At 47.5% G+C, this 15,060-nt stretch carries 16 protein-coding genes and 1 rRNA gene; 5 read left to right on the top strand and 12 right to left on the bottom strand.

The features are described from left to right. From IC230_RS18630 to IC230_RS18645, 4 genes are all read right to left on the bottom strand, one after another. Window positions 1-68, bottom strand: a 16S ribosomal RNA gene (locus IC230_RS18630); the annotation flags it as partial. 429 nt (window positions 69-497) lie between these two features. Continuing rightward, window positions 498-1,799, bottom strand: a complete 1,302-nt coding sequence (gene tyrS / locus IC230_RS18635) for a tyrosine--tRNA ligase (protein WP_191040559.1) — start codon at window positions 1,797-1,799, stop codon at window positions 498-500. 107 nt (window positions 1,800-1,906) lie between these two features. Further along, a complete protein-coding gene (locus tag IC230_RS18640; protein ID WP_191040861.1) occupies window positions 1,907-3,121 on the bottom strand; it encodes an S-adenosylmethionine:tRNA ribosyltransferase-isomerase in 1,215 nt (404 codons plus the stop codon). Continuing rightward, entirely contained in the window at window positions 3,114-3,623 is a 510-nt protein-coding gene (locus tag IC230_RS18645; RefSeq protein ID WP_191040560.1) for a hypothetical protein, read from the bottom strand. The genes IC230_RS18640 and IC230_RS18645 overlap by 8 nt, the downstream gene beginning before the upstream one ends. Before the next feature lie 165 nt (window positions 3,624-3,788). Between IC230_RS18645 and IC230_RS18650 the strand changes: the two genes are divergently transcribed. Both IC230_RS18650 and IC230_RS18655 read left to right on the top strand, forming a co-directional pair. After that, the gene (locus IC230_RS18650; protein WP_191040561.1) at window positions 3,789-4,340 is read left to right on the top strand and encodes a cob(I)yrinic acid a,c-diamide adenosyltransferase; all 552 of its coding nucleotides are present in this window, start codon (window positions 3,789-3,791) and stop codon (window positions 4,338-4,340) included. Window positions 4,341-4,446: 106 nt separating this feature from the next. Beyond that, entirely contained in the window at window positions 4,447-5,517 is a 1,071-nt protein-coding gene (locus IC230_RS18655) for a branched-chain amino acid aminotransferase (RefSeq protein WP_191040562.1), read from the top strand. 74 nt (window positions 5,518-5,591) lie between these two features. Here the strand turns inward: IC230_RS18655 and IC230_RS18660 are convergent, their stop codons facing one another. Next, window positions 5,592-6,170: a hypothetical protein gene (locus IC230_RS18660; protein WP_191040563.1), complete on the bottom strand. Its 579-nt coding sequence runs from the start codon at window positions 6,168-6,170 to the stop codon at window positions 5,592-5,594. A gap of 490 nt (window positions 6,171-6,660) precedes the next feature. Between IC230_RS18660 and IC230_RS18665 the strand changes: the two genes are divergently transcribed. Beyond that, complete coding sequence (locus IC230_RS18665; protein WP_191040564.1) at window positions 6,661-7,512, top strand: alpha/beta fold hydrolase; 852 nt, start codon at window positions 6,661-6,663, stop codon at window positions 7,510-7,512. 25 nt (window positions 7,513-7,537) lie between these two features. On the opposite strand, the gene IC230_RS18670 is transcribed toward IC230_RS18665, so the two are convergent. The 6 genes from IC230_RS18670 to IC230_RS18695 all read right to left on the bottom strand — a co-directional run bounded on the left by IC230_RS18670 (window position 7,538) and on the right by IC230_RS18695 (window position 12,479). After that, entirely contained in the window at window positions 7,538-8,377 is an 840-nt protein-coding gene (locus IC230_RS18670) for a S41 family peptidase (protein WP_191040565.1), read from the bottom strand. A gap of 34 nt (window positions 8,378-8,411) precedes the next feature. Beyond that, complete coding sequence (locus tag IC230_RS18675) at window positions 8,412-8,651, bottom strand: hypothetical protein (RefSeq protein ID WP_191040566.1); 240 nt, start codon at window positions 8,649-8,651, stop codon at window positions 8,412-8,414. Window positions 8,652-8,744: 93 nt separating this feature from the next. Further along, window positions 8,745-9,554: a LytR/AlgR family response regulator transcription factor gene (locus tag IC230_RS18680; RefSeq protein WP_191040567.1), complete on the bottom strand. Its 810-nt coding sequence runs from the start codon at window positions 9,552-9,554 to the stop codon at window positions 8,745-8,747. Next, entirely contained in the window at window positions 9,551-10,585 is a 1,035-nt protein-coding gene (locus tag IC230_RS18685; RefSeq protein WP_191040568.1) for a sensor histidine kinase, read from the bottom strand. The genes IC230_RS18680 and IC230_RS18685 overlap by 4 nt, the downstream gene beginning before the upstream one ends. A 38-nt stretch (window positions 10,586-10,623) precedes the next feature. After that, window positions 10,624-11,643 (bottom strand): S41 family peptidase, encoded by a 1,020-nt coding sequence (locus IC230_RS18690; RefSeq protein ID WP_191040569.1) that lies wholly within the window; start codon window positions 11,641-11,643, stop codon window positions 10,624-10,626. A gap of 11 nt (window positions 11,644-11,654) precedes the next feature. Beyond that, window positions 11,655-12,479, bottom strand: coding sequence for a hypothetical protein (locus IC230_RS18695; protein WP_191040570.1), 825 nt, complete (start codon window positions 12,477-12,479; stop codon window positions 11,655-11,657). A gap of 282 nt (window positions 12,480-12,761) precedes the next feature. Here IC230_RS18695 and IC230_RS18700 point away from each other — a divergent pair, with 282 nt between their 5' ends. Beyond that, window positions 12,762-13,766 carry an NAD(P)/FAD-dependent oxidoreductase gene (locus IC230_RS18700; RefSeq protein WP_191040571.1) on the top strand — a complete coding sequence of 335 codons (1,005 nt, stop codon included), beginning with the start codon at window positions 12,762-12,764 and terminating at the stop codon, window positions 13,764-13,766. Window positions 13,767-13,858: 92 nt separating this feature from the next. Further along, on the top strand, window positions 13,859-14,185 hold the full coding sequence (locus IC230_RS18705; RefSeq protein WP_191040572.1) for a 2Fe-2S iron-sulfur cluster-binding protein: 327 nt from the start codon (window positions 13,859-13,861) through the stop codon (window positions 14,183-14,185). A gap of 10 nt (window positions 14,186-14,195) precedes the next feature. Here the strand turns inward: IC230_RS18705 and IC230_RS18710 are convergent, their stop codons facing one another. After that, a complete protein-coding gene (locus IC230_RS18710) occupies window positions 14,196-15,059 on the bottom strand; it encodes a PhzF family phenazine biosynthesis protein (protein WP_191040573.1) in 864 nt (287 codons plus the stop codon). Window position 15,060: the final 1 nt, after the last annotated feature.

The raw sequence follows: 15,060 nt of genomic DNA on the forward strand, positions 1-15,060 counted from the left end.
CGTTCGACTTGCATGTATTAGGCCTGCCGCTAGCGTTCATCCTGAGCCAGGATCAAACTCTCCATCGTAAATAATTGTGAGACCAGATAAATCCAATCTCGATGTTGTTCAACCGGTGATCGAAATCACAAAGTTGAGTCTTTTGTTGTGCTGCCCGTTTGTCAAAGAACTTGGCGCCTGACCCGTTGGTCGAAGCGTTGTTGAGATCAGATGTTATTCGTCTCTCGTTGTTTGGGAGTGCAAAGGTACACTTTATTTCCCACTTGTCAAGTAAAAGCTGAAAATATTTTTGGGTATTGATTGTCAGCTTGTTACTCGTAATCTACTGATAGTCAAGCGGCTGCTCTTTGTATCAGCCCTGTTTCTTTCGATTTGGGACTGCAAAGGTATGGCTTCGAATCGCTTTTGTCAAGGGGCGGTCTCAAAATAATTGGGGCTACTACCGAACATTATTTGGTAATAGCCCCACCATCAGTCATTTAACGTCTAAACTATTTTTAAACTTTTTTCAAAAGATGGTTTTTCTTTCCTTTGGATACCAGTAAATACCGGTTCTGAAGCCATTCTAAATCAACTGGTGCCGTAGGATCAGCTACTTTTAGTTTATTAATACTTACCGCATTTTGTATAATGGCCCGTCGAGCTTCGCCTTTAGAAGAATACACCTCACCCCGGCTGGCAACCGATAGAAGATCAGTTATATCTTTACTGTTCGCTAGTTCCTCTTCAGAAACTTCAGTTTGAGGAACCCCCTCAAAGATGACATCAAATTCATCGACCTGAATTGACCGCAGTGTATCAAGTGTTGCTTTACCGAAAAGAACTTCTGAGGCTTTCACGGCCAAATTATAACCAGCCTGCGAATGAACACGTATCGTTACATCTTCTGCAATGGCTTTTTGTAAAATTCGCAAGTGAGGAGCTTCATTATGTTGACGCTCTAGCTCTTTAATTTCCTGTTGAGATAGAAGGGTAAACACACGAATAAATCGTGGACAATCGGCATCCGTACTGTTAAGCCAGAATTGATAAAACTGGTAAGGGGATGTCATGCCGGGATCAAGCCACACGTTCCCGCCCGCCGATTTACCGAATTTTGTTCCGTCAGCTTTTGTAATCAACGGAGTGGTTAGAGCAAACGCCTGGTGTTCTTCCGAACGGTCGGTCCCTGCGCCTTCCTTACGCCGGATTAGCTCGGTACCTGTTGTAATGTTCCCCCATTGATCCGACCCACCCATTTGCAATCGGACACCTTTATGTTTGTAAAGCCAGTAGAAGTCGTAGCCCTGCAATAGTTGGTAAGAGAATTCCATAAACGATAGACCGGTCTCCAGTCGCTTTTTTACGGAATCTTTGGCAACCATGTAATTGACTGTAATATGCTGGCCTGCTTCCCGCAAAAAATCCAGGAACGATATTCCTTTGAACCAATCATAATTATTGACCATTTCAGCGGCATTATCGCCGGAACTAAAGTTCAGAAAGCGCGCTAACTGAGCCCGAATACCTTCCTGATTGTGTCGTAACGTTTCTTCCGACAAATAATCTCGCTCGGTCGAACGGCCTGATGGGTCACCAATCATACCAGTAGCCCCACCGACCAGCGCAAATGGTTTATGACCTGCACGCTGTAAATGCACTAACAGCATAATGGTGGCGAGGTTGCCAATGTGAAGCGAAGCTGCTGTCGGATCGAAGCCGATGTAGCCTGCCGTCATTTCCTTCTGGAGTTGTTCTTCGATACCGGGTGTCATGTCGTTCAACATACCACGCCAGCGGAGTTCTTCAATAAAATTCATAGTAGGGGAAGAAAGAAAGGGAGGGTCGAGAGAAAAAAATACAACTATATAGGCTTATTTCCGTAGCCCTATTCACCCTCTCCTCCTTTTTTTGCAAAAGTAGTGGTTTATGGCAAAAGCAGCGATGAATCGCCATAACTCAGAAAACGATAGTGGTGTTGAAGCGCTTCCGTATAGACTCGTTTCCAATCTTTACCGATGAGGGCGGTAATAAGCAAAATTAACGTTGAACCGGGTTGATGAAAATTGGTGATGATACCTTTACATACATTGAACTGGTAACCAGGGGTAATGTATATGCTTGTATGCGCTACAATTGACGTTTGTTTTATACCAGTCAAATACTGCAAAACGGCACGTAGCGAATCAATGACCGGTGGCTTCTGCTCGGCTGGAATTTGGTAAGCGTAATATTGATCGAGTTGAAACGGGTCTGAATCGTTACGTATTATTTTAACGCCCATCCAATATAAGCTTTCCAAAGCGCGGACAGATGTTGTACCAACCGCAATAACATTGGCTGACTGCCTGATAAGATTCTGTAGATTTTCCTGCGTATAGACGACCTGCTCCGTATGCATATAATGCTGGCGAACATCGTCGGTTTTAATGGGCTGGAAGGTTCCGGCTCCAACGTGAAGGGTCAGATAATCGTAGGCGATGTTCCGTTCTGAGAGCGAATCGAACACAGCTGGCGTAAAATGCAACCCGGCCGTTGGTGCCGCTACAGCTCCCTCCTGCTTCGAGTAAACAGTTTGGTACGTATTCCGGTCAGCGTCGGTGGCGCTACGTTTCAGGTAAGGCGGCAAGGGAATTTCGCCAGCGTACTGAATAATTTGGGCAAAAGTTAAATCAGTTGGGGCCCAGCTAAGCTTAACGATTGACTGATCATAGTCGTGCCAGGATGCCGATAGCGTTACGTTGCCAATCATTGTTGAGAACGTAGTGTTCAATGTTTCTGTTGGTTTCCAGCGCTTACGGTTGCCAATCATACCTTGCCAGATAGCCGATCCCGTAGCTTCCATTGTCTGACTAATGGGTAGGTCATTTGGAAAAGGATTGAGCAGAAACAACTCGATCACAGCCCCGGTTGGCTTGGTAAAATGCAGACGCGCCGGAATGACCTTTGTGTTGTTAAAAACTAAGAAACTACCCTCAGGTAGTAGATTCGGTAAGTTCGAAAAGGTTTCGTGGCTAATCTGTCCACTTCGATAAACGAGCAGTTTCGATGCGTCGCGCGGAGATAACGGAAACCGCGCGATACGGTCATCAGGCAAATCATATTGAAACTGGCTCAGCAAAAATTCATGCGTTTCAGTCATCATCCCCGGGTTTCATGAACAAACGTACTGGTAGCCCAACCAGCACAGCGACCAGAATAGCCGTACTTACGGGCAGTAACCAGGCATAGTCATACGGCTGCATGGACCGATCTCCACGATTTAATAAGGATAGCACAAACAATCCGAGGGCCAGCACCGTATTTATAGATGCGGTAAGTGCATAAAACCAGTTCCTGAAAATCTCGTTTAACTGCGGGCGATGTGATACCCAAACCGCCTGATTCGGAATAGGAATCTGAGCTGTGGGCAAACGCAGAAAAAGCTTACTGATGGCATTGATTAGAGTAATATTGATGAGAAAAATGGCTACAGCAACGTAAAAAATCGCTTCCCGATTAATGGTTTGAATGGGCTGTTTTAATTCATTGAAGCGAACGGCAACATTTTCAGGATACGAAATATAACTGCTGAACAATGCGAACAATAATCCGAGAATGGACAAAATACGCCACGTACGGACAAAAAAAGTACCTGCTTTCATTTGGTCAATGACCGGGTCGCCGGTGCGATAAATAAACGAATGAGTGACTGACTCAATAACTCAACCAGCTCAAGGTCATTCATTAGAAGTAGGGCGCAAAGGTACGGCTCGAATGGGTGAAATCCGTTAGCTTATTCAATTGTTACAGATTTTGATTCAGAGATTATGAAGATTTACACAAAAACGGGCGATAAAGGGCAAACAGCACTGATTGGTGGGCGTCGGGTTAGTAAAGCAGATCTGCGAATTGATGCTTATGGAACCGTCGACGAGTTGAATTCATGGATTGGTTTATTACGTGATCAACCCCTGTACACTGAAACCAAAGACCTGTTACAGGAAATTCAGGATCGGTTGTTTACGATTGGAACCGAGTTGGCTATGGACCCAGAAAAAACCCCCAATCGATCAATGCCAGCCATTGTACCCAATGACGTTACGTTGCTGGAACAGGCCATGGATACGATGGATGCAGAATTACCTCAGTTAAGGGCGTTTATACTGCCGGGTGGTCATGAAGCCGTATCCTTCTGCCATCTGGCGCGTACGGTATGCCGCCGAGCTGAACGACTCGTAACGGCACTCAATGACGAATCGCCCGTGGATGAGCTGGTGTTACAATATCTGAATCGACTGTCGGATTATTTATTCGTTTTAAGCCGCAAAATGGCGCAGGATTTAAACGTAACGGAAGTCGTTTGGAAGCCAAGGACCTGACCGTTTAAAAAAAAGTTGTCAAGACAACTAAATTTACTCAACCTATTTTTTTAGCTTTGCCGCAGCCTATTGATAAAGAGGCTAAACTTATTAACCACAAGCTGTTATGACGACGGACGTCTTGCAAATTGAATTGCGGAAAGCGGAACGCTCCCGCCTTCAAGAGGTAGATTTTAATCATCTGCCTTTCGGAAAACATTTCTCGGACCACATGTTCGTGGCCGATTTCGTAGACGGTCAGTGGCAGAATCAACTGATTGTGCCGTTTGACAATTTTACCCTAAGCCCTGCTCTGTCGTCGCTACACTATGGTCAGTCTATTTTTGAAGGCCTAAAAGCCTACAAAAGCGAAGAAGGTAAAGTTTTGATGTTCCGGCCTTACGCCAACTTCGAGCGTATGAACGAATCTGCCCGACGAATGTGCATGGCCACCTTGCCCGAAGAGGTGTTCATGGGCGGTCTGGAAGCCTTGCTACGGGTGGATGCCGACTGGGTGCCCAACACGCCCGATAGTTCGTTGTACATCCGGCCGTTTATGTTTGCAACCGATACGTTCCTGGGTGTAGCGCCATCGAAGACGTACCGTTTCTGCATTTTCACCGGACCGGTTGGCGCGTATTATACAAACCCACCGAAACTGAAGGTTGAAACCGAGTATATCCGCTCGGCACCAGGGGGCGTAGGTTACGCTAAATGTGCGGGTAACTATGCCGGTTCAATGTATCCAACTCTGCTGGCGCAGCAACAGGGCTACGATCAGTTGATCTGGACCGATGCTCGTGAGCATAAGTACATTGAGGAATCGGGTACGATGAACATCATGTTTATGATCGATGGCAAATTAGTGACGCCTGCTACGTCGGATTCGATTCTTAAAGGGGTTACACGCGATTCGATTTTGCAGATTGCCCGTAGTTGGGGAATCACGGTTGAAGAACGGCTGGTTTCCATTGAAGAGGTGATCAGTAGCATTGAAACGGGTCGCCTGACGGAAGCTTTTGGGGCAGGAACAGCCGTTGGCGCGTCGCCTTACTCGCTTATTGGCTACAATGGTCAAGACTATATGCTACCCGAATTCTCTCCGGAAAACTCGTTTGCCGCTCGGGTGAAGGATTATTTAACCGATCTACGGACTGGTAAGATCACCGATGAGTTCGGCTGGATGCAGACGATCTAAGTCGATTCGTAATCCAAAAATAAAGCCCCAATCGAACGGTTGGGGCTTTATTTTTGGGTATGACTGAGACAGTTTTATTTCGCGGATGCTGTTGTTACACCGCCCGATGGCGAAATTTTAATTTTCAGCCCAAAATCTTTTCCCTTCGATACGTCTTTTAACGTAACCGTTTCACCTTTTGATCCCTTCCAGACAGTTTCGTCGCCGGTAGTCTTGGGTGTACCGTACCGAGCGGTGAAATAAGGCGTCAATTCTTTCTGATAATCAGTAACCGATTGCCGACTGATCAGGAATAAGTCGACCTCAATGGCTGAGACTTTTTGATTCGTCTGGTAATAAAGCATATCCGCCGTTTCGAGGTTTTCGAACTCGATTGTATAGCCGACGTGCGAGGCATCGCTCTCAAACGCTTCCCCTTTTTCAGTGGTTTTTACTTTAGCGAAATCGTCGCCAAGGTTAATGCCCCGCCAATCACTAGTTGTTGTTAGCCCGAGTCCAGCCAGGCGACTGGTTATTTGTACGTCGGATGAACCTGCCTGAACCGACGTCGCTACGGAGTCATTGGGTTGGCTATCGGTTTGTTGTCGGCTCCGACAGGCCTGCTGATATTGAAAAAACGTAATGATTATGACTAGTAGACCAATTTGTCGCATACACGCTGGGGTTGATTAGTAATACAAAGGTAAACGAGTAGATGGGGAAGTTGTCCTCACTACCTACCTTCTCTTCATCTTTCACTTGAAATAAGGTTCGTTCAGATGCTGATAGACTGGCGAGACAACGTCCTGCCTGTCGGAAAACGTGCTCGCCAACTCTTCGCTCAAAACGACGGTGATCAGGCGCTTTCTCCATCGAAGCTGGCCATTCCAGCAAGTGTGAACGATTGAATAAAGCCAGGGGAAAAGCTGGATCAATGCTCACACGTAACTCGACCAATTTCTAAGCAGGTACTTTTCACATATTGAGTAATCATTACATCGTTTCGTCTGGCCTTTTTGTCATTTGGCAACAATTGCTTCCCGGCAGAATAAATTGACGTTGTAGCTTTATTCCCAGGTTTCATACGTACAGGAAACCAGTTAGTTATTCAGGAGTGAGTGATTCACTACCACGTAAAAACTTCGGATAAATTTATTAGAAACAATGACCAAAACAGGTAACGTCAGCATTCAGGGGTTTACACTAAGATACCGCATTGAAGGAGAAGGGATACCGACTGTAGTGATTGGCGATTCGGTCTATTACCCAAAAATATTTTCCGGTATTATTCGGCAGTATTTACAGCTTATTTTCATCGACCACAGAGGGTTTGTTCCTCCCCCACCCGATCATCTGAAAAACGATGATGTTTCCCTGAATGTGTTGCTGGATGACATCGAGCTAATTCGTAAGACTCTGAATCTGAATTGCTTTATAATTTTAGGTCATTCCGGTCATGCGTTTATGGCGCTTGAGTACGCCAAAAAATACCCGCAGTACGTATCTCATGTCGTGATGATCGGAGCAAGTCCAGACTACAGTGCCGCAACCGCTCAGGCCCGAATGGATTATTTTGAGAAAGACGCTACGTTAGAGCGGAAAGCCGCTTTCCAACGTAATATGGCTCAACTGCCAGCGAAAATTGAAGCCGATCCCGAACGGCGGTTTGTGCACATGTGCGTATGTGCCGGACCGATTAGTTGGTACGATCACACGTTCGATGCGACACCTTTGTGGGAAGGGGTATACACGAATATGCAGATTCTCGATCATGTCTGGGGCGTGGTTTTTCGTGATATTGATATAACACAGAATCTGGATTCGTTCGACCGACCCGTTTTCTTAGCCCTTGGCAAATATGATTATTTAACGGGTTTACCGTTTCTGTGGGATCAAATCAAAACGCAGTTTAACGATCTGACCATTCAGGTTTTTAATAAGAGTGCCCACACGCCCCAGTTCGAAGAGCCTGACTTATTCAATCAGGCATTAATCAACTGGATTCACCAGCACTGAGCCACTAAAAATCTTCGCATTTTGGTTATTTAGCCTCTAATTTTTGATAGTAATTCTGCACAAACCCCACCCAGTCTTTTTCAGTCGACGGGATCGGTACGTCCGGTGCAAAACCTACGTTGTCGATGCGGTACTGACGAACCCAGCCATTACGTCCCCATGGCGTGGCCAGATTAAATGTACCGTCGCATAGGTCGAAGTTCTGATCACTTCCGTAATCCATCACACCATACGTATTGGTGCCGAACAATGTCACTTTTTTGCTTTGTTTGCCCTCAAAAACGAAGTACTCGGTTGAGCTGCCACAGCCTTTATTCGTAAGCAAAGCAACCCGTTTCGGATTAGCGGCTGGGTCGGCGTCGGAGGTTCGGGTTAAGTCGTCACCCTCGCGTACCAGTTCTCCCGGTTTGGCCTGCATCTGACGCAACAGTTGTTTAGCCCGCTGATAAAAAAAGGCATTGGTAATGGTATCTTTCTGATAGGCTTTCAGTTCTTTCTCCGTCGCCCGGATTCGTTCTGGACTCGACCGGTAATCCCAGGCGGGATAGATAATCGGATTGGTATAAATGAGTTTGACCATCTCTTCGGATGTACTGGCATTTCCTCCACCATTGCCCCGAACATCAAAAATCAGATTGGGCGTTTTAGCAATCAGACTGGCGTTGGCACGTAGTAGACTGTCCAATTTGTCAACTTCGCGTTGATTGAAAACAGCCAGTTTAACATACACGTAGTCAGCATTTAGCGGTTTAACTTCAACCAGGTCTGTACGATCTTTGAGCGCATCGGCGGTCGTTCGTGAACCATACTTTTGCCAGATAACAAACACGTGACTGTCCTTAAAGAAGTCGGTATATGACTTCAAAATAGTATGGCAGGCCGCCTGTGTATTCGCCTACTTAGCCCGATTTTTGTACGGATTGCACCAGACGATCATACTGCGCCTGCGTTTTCGGAGTCACTTTGTCGTTGAAGCCTGCATAGATTCGACTGACTTTATCAATGGTTTGTTCAAGAGCAGATGAACAGCTACACTCGTTTGACAACCGTAAGCGCTGTTCTTTATCACGTTGAGCCACTGAAAAACTGGCCATTAGCCAGCAATACATAGCAAAAGCAAAACGTATTGTCCGAAACATAATGGGGGAAACTTTAGGCAACTAAACCTATACTAAAGTTTATTTATCAAAGCAAATCCATAATCGTTTCTAACGGTATACGTTGACTTTTACTCATTCCCCCAGCCATTGCCGGAACGCCATAGCTTTCTCGCGGCTGATCATTACGTCCTCTTCAGCGGCCGGGCGTAGATCCAGTTTTAGTTTGCTGTTGAAATATAAATGAAGTTTCTGAACCGCTTTATGGCTCACGATAAACTGGCGATTTGCCCGATAAAACTGGCGGGGATCGAGCGTTTTCTCCAGTTCATCGAGCGAATAGTTCAGCATGTACTGATAGTCGTTGTGTGTTTTCAGAAACGTTAGTTTGTTGGTCGAATAAAAATAGGCGACCTCTAAACTCTCTATCGGCAGCAATCGTTGCCCGACGTGCACCAGAAACCGTTCACGATATGTAATGACGTGTTGCTGGCGCTGGCTGAGTTGCCGAATCAGGTCATTAATAGGTACCGTAACCGTTGACGTACCGCCGTAGGTTTGCTGAAGCTGCCTAAATTTTTGCAGGGCTTTCCGTAAGGCCGTTTCCTGGATTGGTTTCAGCAGATAATCGACACTATTGACCTCAAAAGCACGTAGCGCGTACTCGTCATAAGCCGTCGTGAAAATGATTGGACTTGTTACGTTCACCTGTTCGAAAATGGCAAAGCTTTGCCCATCCGACAGTTCAATATCCATCAGAATCAAATCGGGATGAATAGTCTGCTTTTCTCCACCTGATTGTGTGCTACTTTGCCGTAAATACTCAACCGATTGTTCAATACAGTCGAATACAGCCAATACGTGAATGTCGTCGCCTGCCCGCTCGACCATGGCCTTAAGTTGCCGGGCCGCTACGGCTTCATCTTCAATAATCAGTACGTTCATGACTGTACATGTTGTAGCAACGGAACCGATACCTGAAAAATGGTATCAGTCTGGTGAATAACAATGTCGGGCTGATTCAGCAGGCGGTATTTGGCCGAGATATTCGCCAGACCCATCTGATTCGACGGAATGACCGTTTGCTTCCGTTGCAGGTTATTAACCACCAGCAGATTGTGTGCGGCATCACTGTAAATACGTATCGTTAGCGGAGACCGGGTTGAAATGCGATTGTGTTTCACAGCATTTTCTACTAACATCTGAAGAGTCAATGGCGGTAATGCATAATCGAGTACATCGGATGCTACGTTGACCTCTAACGTCAACCCCTGTTCGTAGCGGGTTTTGAGTAGATCGACGTAAGCGCGGATAAAGTCCAGTTCTTTCGACAACGGAATCAGCACCTGCTCGTTGCTCTGTAGCAGATACCGATACACCTGCGACAGGTTGATAATAAACGCTACGGCCAGTTCTTTTTCGTCTTCCATCACCAGTCCCTGCAACGTATTGAGACTGTTGAACAGGAAGTGTGGTTTCACCTGCTCTTTCAGTGATTCCAGCTGGGTTTGCAGGTTTATTTTTTTTAATTCCTGGGCTTCGTAGTACGTAACGGTCCATTGCCGATACAGGTACATGCCTTCGTAAATAGCCGCTATCGGTATGATGCAAAAGAAGCCAACCGCTACGTTGTATACGTAACGAATGGGCGTATATGAATAGCCCCAGAACATCGTTACGTCGTAGATGAACGTAGTAAGCAATCGCAGGCAAGCCGTTACAGCCAGAAACCAAACTACCTGATACAGAATCCGTTGCCGGGTTTCACTTAGCGTTGGATAACGACGTCGCGCCCGCAGGATGCCGTAGCGGGCCTGCGTCCAGAGCAGCGACACTTCCAGCAGGCTGAAGATCCAGTCGATCCAGACCTGCTGGTTGTGCTGCCGATTGATTTCGTCGTAAAAAATCCAGTTCCCCAGCAACGCCATCGCCGGAATTCCCACCAGTCGAAACCATTTATCGTTTAACCGTATCATCCGTCGTTGATCAACAGTTGCAAGGTAATCGGCCCCGTTCATTGTAACAACTCAATAGCCCGCTCCAGCGCCCGGTCGTACCCCGCCTTTATTTCTTCCGGTGTATTTTTTATCCGGATTTTGGGTATGATCCCGATTCCTTCCAGACTCTGCCCATTTGCATCGCGAACGTCGGCGATGGGTACGCGAAAGCTCCAGCCATTCGGTAAATCCCGGGGAAGTGCATCGGGAAAAGCCCCGCCCGTTACGTCGCCAACTTGCGTGACCTGCTTATTTTGCAGCATGGCTAGCACGAATGTTTCTGCTGAGCTGTATGACGATATATTGGTTAGTATCACAACCGGTTTGGTGTACTGAAACATACCCGCAGGTTCGGTATAAAACGTCAACTCAGGCGCAAAATCAGTGTGGCGGGGTCCGTTCCGCATTCGGGCCGTGAACGACAGATGTCGCTCGCTGGCAAACCGGTTTGTTACATATTGCGCTATCCGATCTTCACCACCGCCGTTATCGCGCAGGTCGATGATGATGCCTTTCGTGTCTTTTAAGTAGGTCAGCACGGAGTCCATTGTTTTCTCATAGGTACCGTAATTATTCTCGAACCCTTTCAGCAGAATGTAGCCGACGTTCTGTTTGGTTTTGCTGCACAGAAATTCGCGCGTAATCTCTCTGGTTTCGGTCAAGTATGTTTTCACGACATCGGCGTTGTAATCTGTGACGGCTGTTCGGCCCAGAATCCCGCCCGAATACCAGGGCAGTTTCGTATCGGCTGTCGGGCGCAGGTAAACGTGGTTATCGTCCAGTACGTCCAGCAGTTTCGTCATCACCTGATACAGTTCGGCGTCCGTTGTTTTTTCGGTGATTTGGGAGCGATACGTTTTATAAGCAGCCTCCCAATCGATTTTTTTAGGTTCAAACGTCCCGTACAACAGATCGTATTCTTTCCACAGATAATCGAAATTAGTTATGGGCGAATTAGCCGTTTGTGGACTGATAAGCTGTGGTGTACAGGCTGTTGTCAGGAAGAACAGCACGAGTAGATAAGGTATCTTTTTCATGGTTGTAGAGATTAGAAATGAACTTCGCCATCAATGGAAATCGAGCTGCTAACCGCCCGAACAGGACGCGGATCTGGGTACGACAGATAACGGGCCCGATACGTAGCGCCCAGGCTCATGCGCGAACTCATACGATAGCTATAGCCAACCTGCACATTCACGTTTCCCAGCTTACCTACCGTTACTACCCGGGTTCCCTGTTTGAAATAGGCCCCAACGTTCGTATCATCCGTCGATTTGGGAAAGTTCGACCAGATCGCGCGGCTGATCAGCCCCAGAACGGTCATGTCGATACGTAGCGTGAGGCTATGATTTGGCTGGAAAGCATAGTCGGTTTGTATGACCGGCGCCAGCGTAGCCGTATTAACGATCCACGGAAAATTACCAACCTCATCGGCGTACCAGGCCGACTCCCGAATCGAACCGCCCACCCAGGTAGTGAATTTACCCGGTTCAGCCGAGCCAACACGCCGGAGGTAATCCGCTTCCAGATCAAACACATACATCGCCGACGAAATCTGATACGAATAGGTTTTCCCCTCACCCATCGGCGTTGTGTACGTGCGTGGGCCAAATCGCGACGGATTCATCGTTCCGGCACCGCCTGTCAGACGCAGGTTAAAGCGCGAGTTTTCGGACCAGTGGCGGTACGTGAGCCCGACTAAGGGAAGCGCATTGCCCGAATACTCCAGCACCGATGCCTGCTGATCGATCGACTGCAGTCGGAACGTACCGAGCGACAGACCGATGGCATTCTGGTACGTTTGGGCACTAGCCGATACCCCAAGACTTAGTGTAAGTACAAGGCTGAAAATTAGTTTAAGGTGTGGATGCATAATTTCTCTCGGTTGATTGATGCGACAAAGTTGCCACTCGCCTGACTGAACTGAAACGATCTACTGACGAACCGTAGCCAATCGATCACTAACCCGGAAAGAGAGGTACCGAAGTGCAATCCGTATTCCCTCTGCTTATCCCTCATTCCAATTTATCATAGCCTCCGAGCCTGTATGTGCCTCTACCTTTACGGCGTATTGCAGCAGAGCTATGACTGTCTGCTCCTACACAACACCTTATAACGATTGACGAGGCAGTACGTCCAACTCATCCACAACCACATGATAACAACAGATATTTGTATTATTGGCGCAGGTCCGGTGGGCTTGTTTGCCGTTTTTGAAGCCGGTTTATTGAAAATGCGGTGCCATCTGATTGATGCATTGCCACAGGTAGGCGGGCAGCTTTCAGAGATTTATCCGCAAAAACCGATCTACGATATTCCAGGTTATCCAGCTGTTAACGCGCAGGTGCTGGTCGATAACCTAATGGATCAGATTGCTCCGTTCAATCCCGGCTTTACATTGGGTGAGCGCGTTGAGTTGCTGGATCGGCAGACCGACGGTTCATATATTATTACCACTAACGAAGGAACGGCCGTTTACTGCCAGGTAGTGGTCATTGCCGGTGGATTGGGGTGCTTTGAACCGCGCAAGCCAGAGATTGAAAATCTGGAGCGATTCGAGGGCAAGGGCGTGGCCTACATGGTTAAGAATCCAGAACAACTTCGCGACCGTCGGGTAGTGCTGGCAGGCGGTGGCGACTCCGCGCTCGACTGGACAATTTTCCTCGCCGACATAGCGAAAGAAGTTACACTCGTTCACCGCAGTGATACGTTCCGGGGCGCACCAGATTCGGCCGAGAAGGTCTTCCATCTGGCGAATCAGGGACGTGTTAATCTGGTGTTGCAATCAAACATCACCCGGATCAACGGCAACGGCCATCTGAACGAGGTGAGCATTACGGCAAAAGACAAGACCGTAACGATCCTGCCTGCCGATCATCTGATTCCGCTGTTTGGCCTGACACCAAAACTAGGCCCGATCGCCGATTGGGGACTTTCTATCGACAAATCTGCCATTAATGTCAACACGACAGACTACTCAACCAACGTCGAGCGGATTTACGCCATTGGCGACATCAATACGTATCCGGGTAAGTTGAAACTGATTCTCTGTGGTTTCCACGAAGCGGCCCTAATGTGTCAGAGTGCTTTCCGCTACGTTCACCCCGATCAGAAACTGAGTTTTAAATACACGACCGTTAACGGCGTACCTACTTTTTAAACGGAAAGGGAGGAAGGATGAAAGGGTTGGTAGATTCCCAATCGATTTTTACTCCTCCCCTTCTTCCATCCTCCCTTTCTCCACACATTGCTATGATCCACTTCACCATTGAAGACCGAGACGGCGAACGACAGCCGATCGAAATACCCGAAGGCATTAACCTAAGCCTGATGGAAGTGCTGAAAGCGTCGGAGTATACCATTCTGGCCACCTGTGGGGGCATGGCGCTCTGTGCAACCTGTCACGTGCAGGTTCTGGATGGAATCGATACGTTACCCTCCGCACAGGATGCCGAACTCGATATGCTGGACACGCTCCCCGACGCCGAATCTGACAGCCGACTCGCCTGCCAAATTCGCGTAGACGAAACGTTAGAAGGGGCTGTTTTCAGAATTAAAAGTCCTGAACCGTCTTATTAGCCTGGACGGTTCAGATTACCCGCTCGCCCGATACGTAGGCGTTCCCTCCGGCAAACAATTTTTTGATTGTGCGACTCTCTGTCTCCAATCTGACTTCCAGCAAACTCCGGGACGGATGGCTCATAAACTTACCCTGCTCGATCCGAATTAAATTAGTGTCTACCAGATTATTATCATACAGGAAACAAGCCAGTGGTCCGGCAGCCATGCCGGTAGCTGATTCTTCATCGATTCCATACAGCGGGGCAAACATTCGCGTTGTGGCCTGTAGAAACGTATCGTTTTCCGGTTGCGTGTAAGCATAATAGCCGATTAGTCCATACCGCCCGGAAATGGCCTGAATTTGTTCGAAATTGGGGTTCAGATTCGTCAGAATCCGTTCATCGTTGAGTGGAATGACCAGGAACGAATTGCCTGTATTCACAATCATCGGTGATAAACCAGGAACAAGATCTTCCTCCGTAATGCCTATCGATTGATAGATAACCGGATAATCGCGCTCGGGTTTACTGTATGTTGGTGCTTTTTGCTCCATGAATGCCTTGCCGGATTCAAAAAAGATGGTCCGATTCCCGTCGATAGTTTCTTTAGACGATACGTCTCCAGATAGCAACCCCTGCTGCCTGAGGTACGAAAAGACGGCGATGGTTGCGTGGCCGCAATGTGGAATCTGTTTGGCTGGGGTGAAAAAATCCAGCTTGATTGCTGCTGTCTGCGAACGCGAGACAAAAGCCGTTTCGGGTACGCCTACTTTAGCGGCTATCTGTTGCTTCTCAGCGGAGGTCAGAGCATCAGCATTTAAGACGACACCGGCCGGATTGCCACCTGCATTATCAATACTGAATGCGTTGATTATTTTTACACGAACGTTCATG

Origin of the sequence: Spirosoma validum (assembly GCF_014699035.1) — a bacterium.
GTDB classification, from domain to species: Bacteria; Bacteroidota; Bacteroidia; order Cytophagales; family Spirosomataceae; genus Spirosoma; species Spirosoma validum.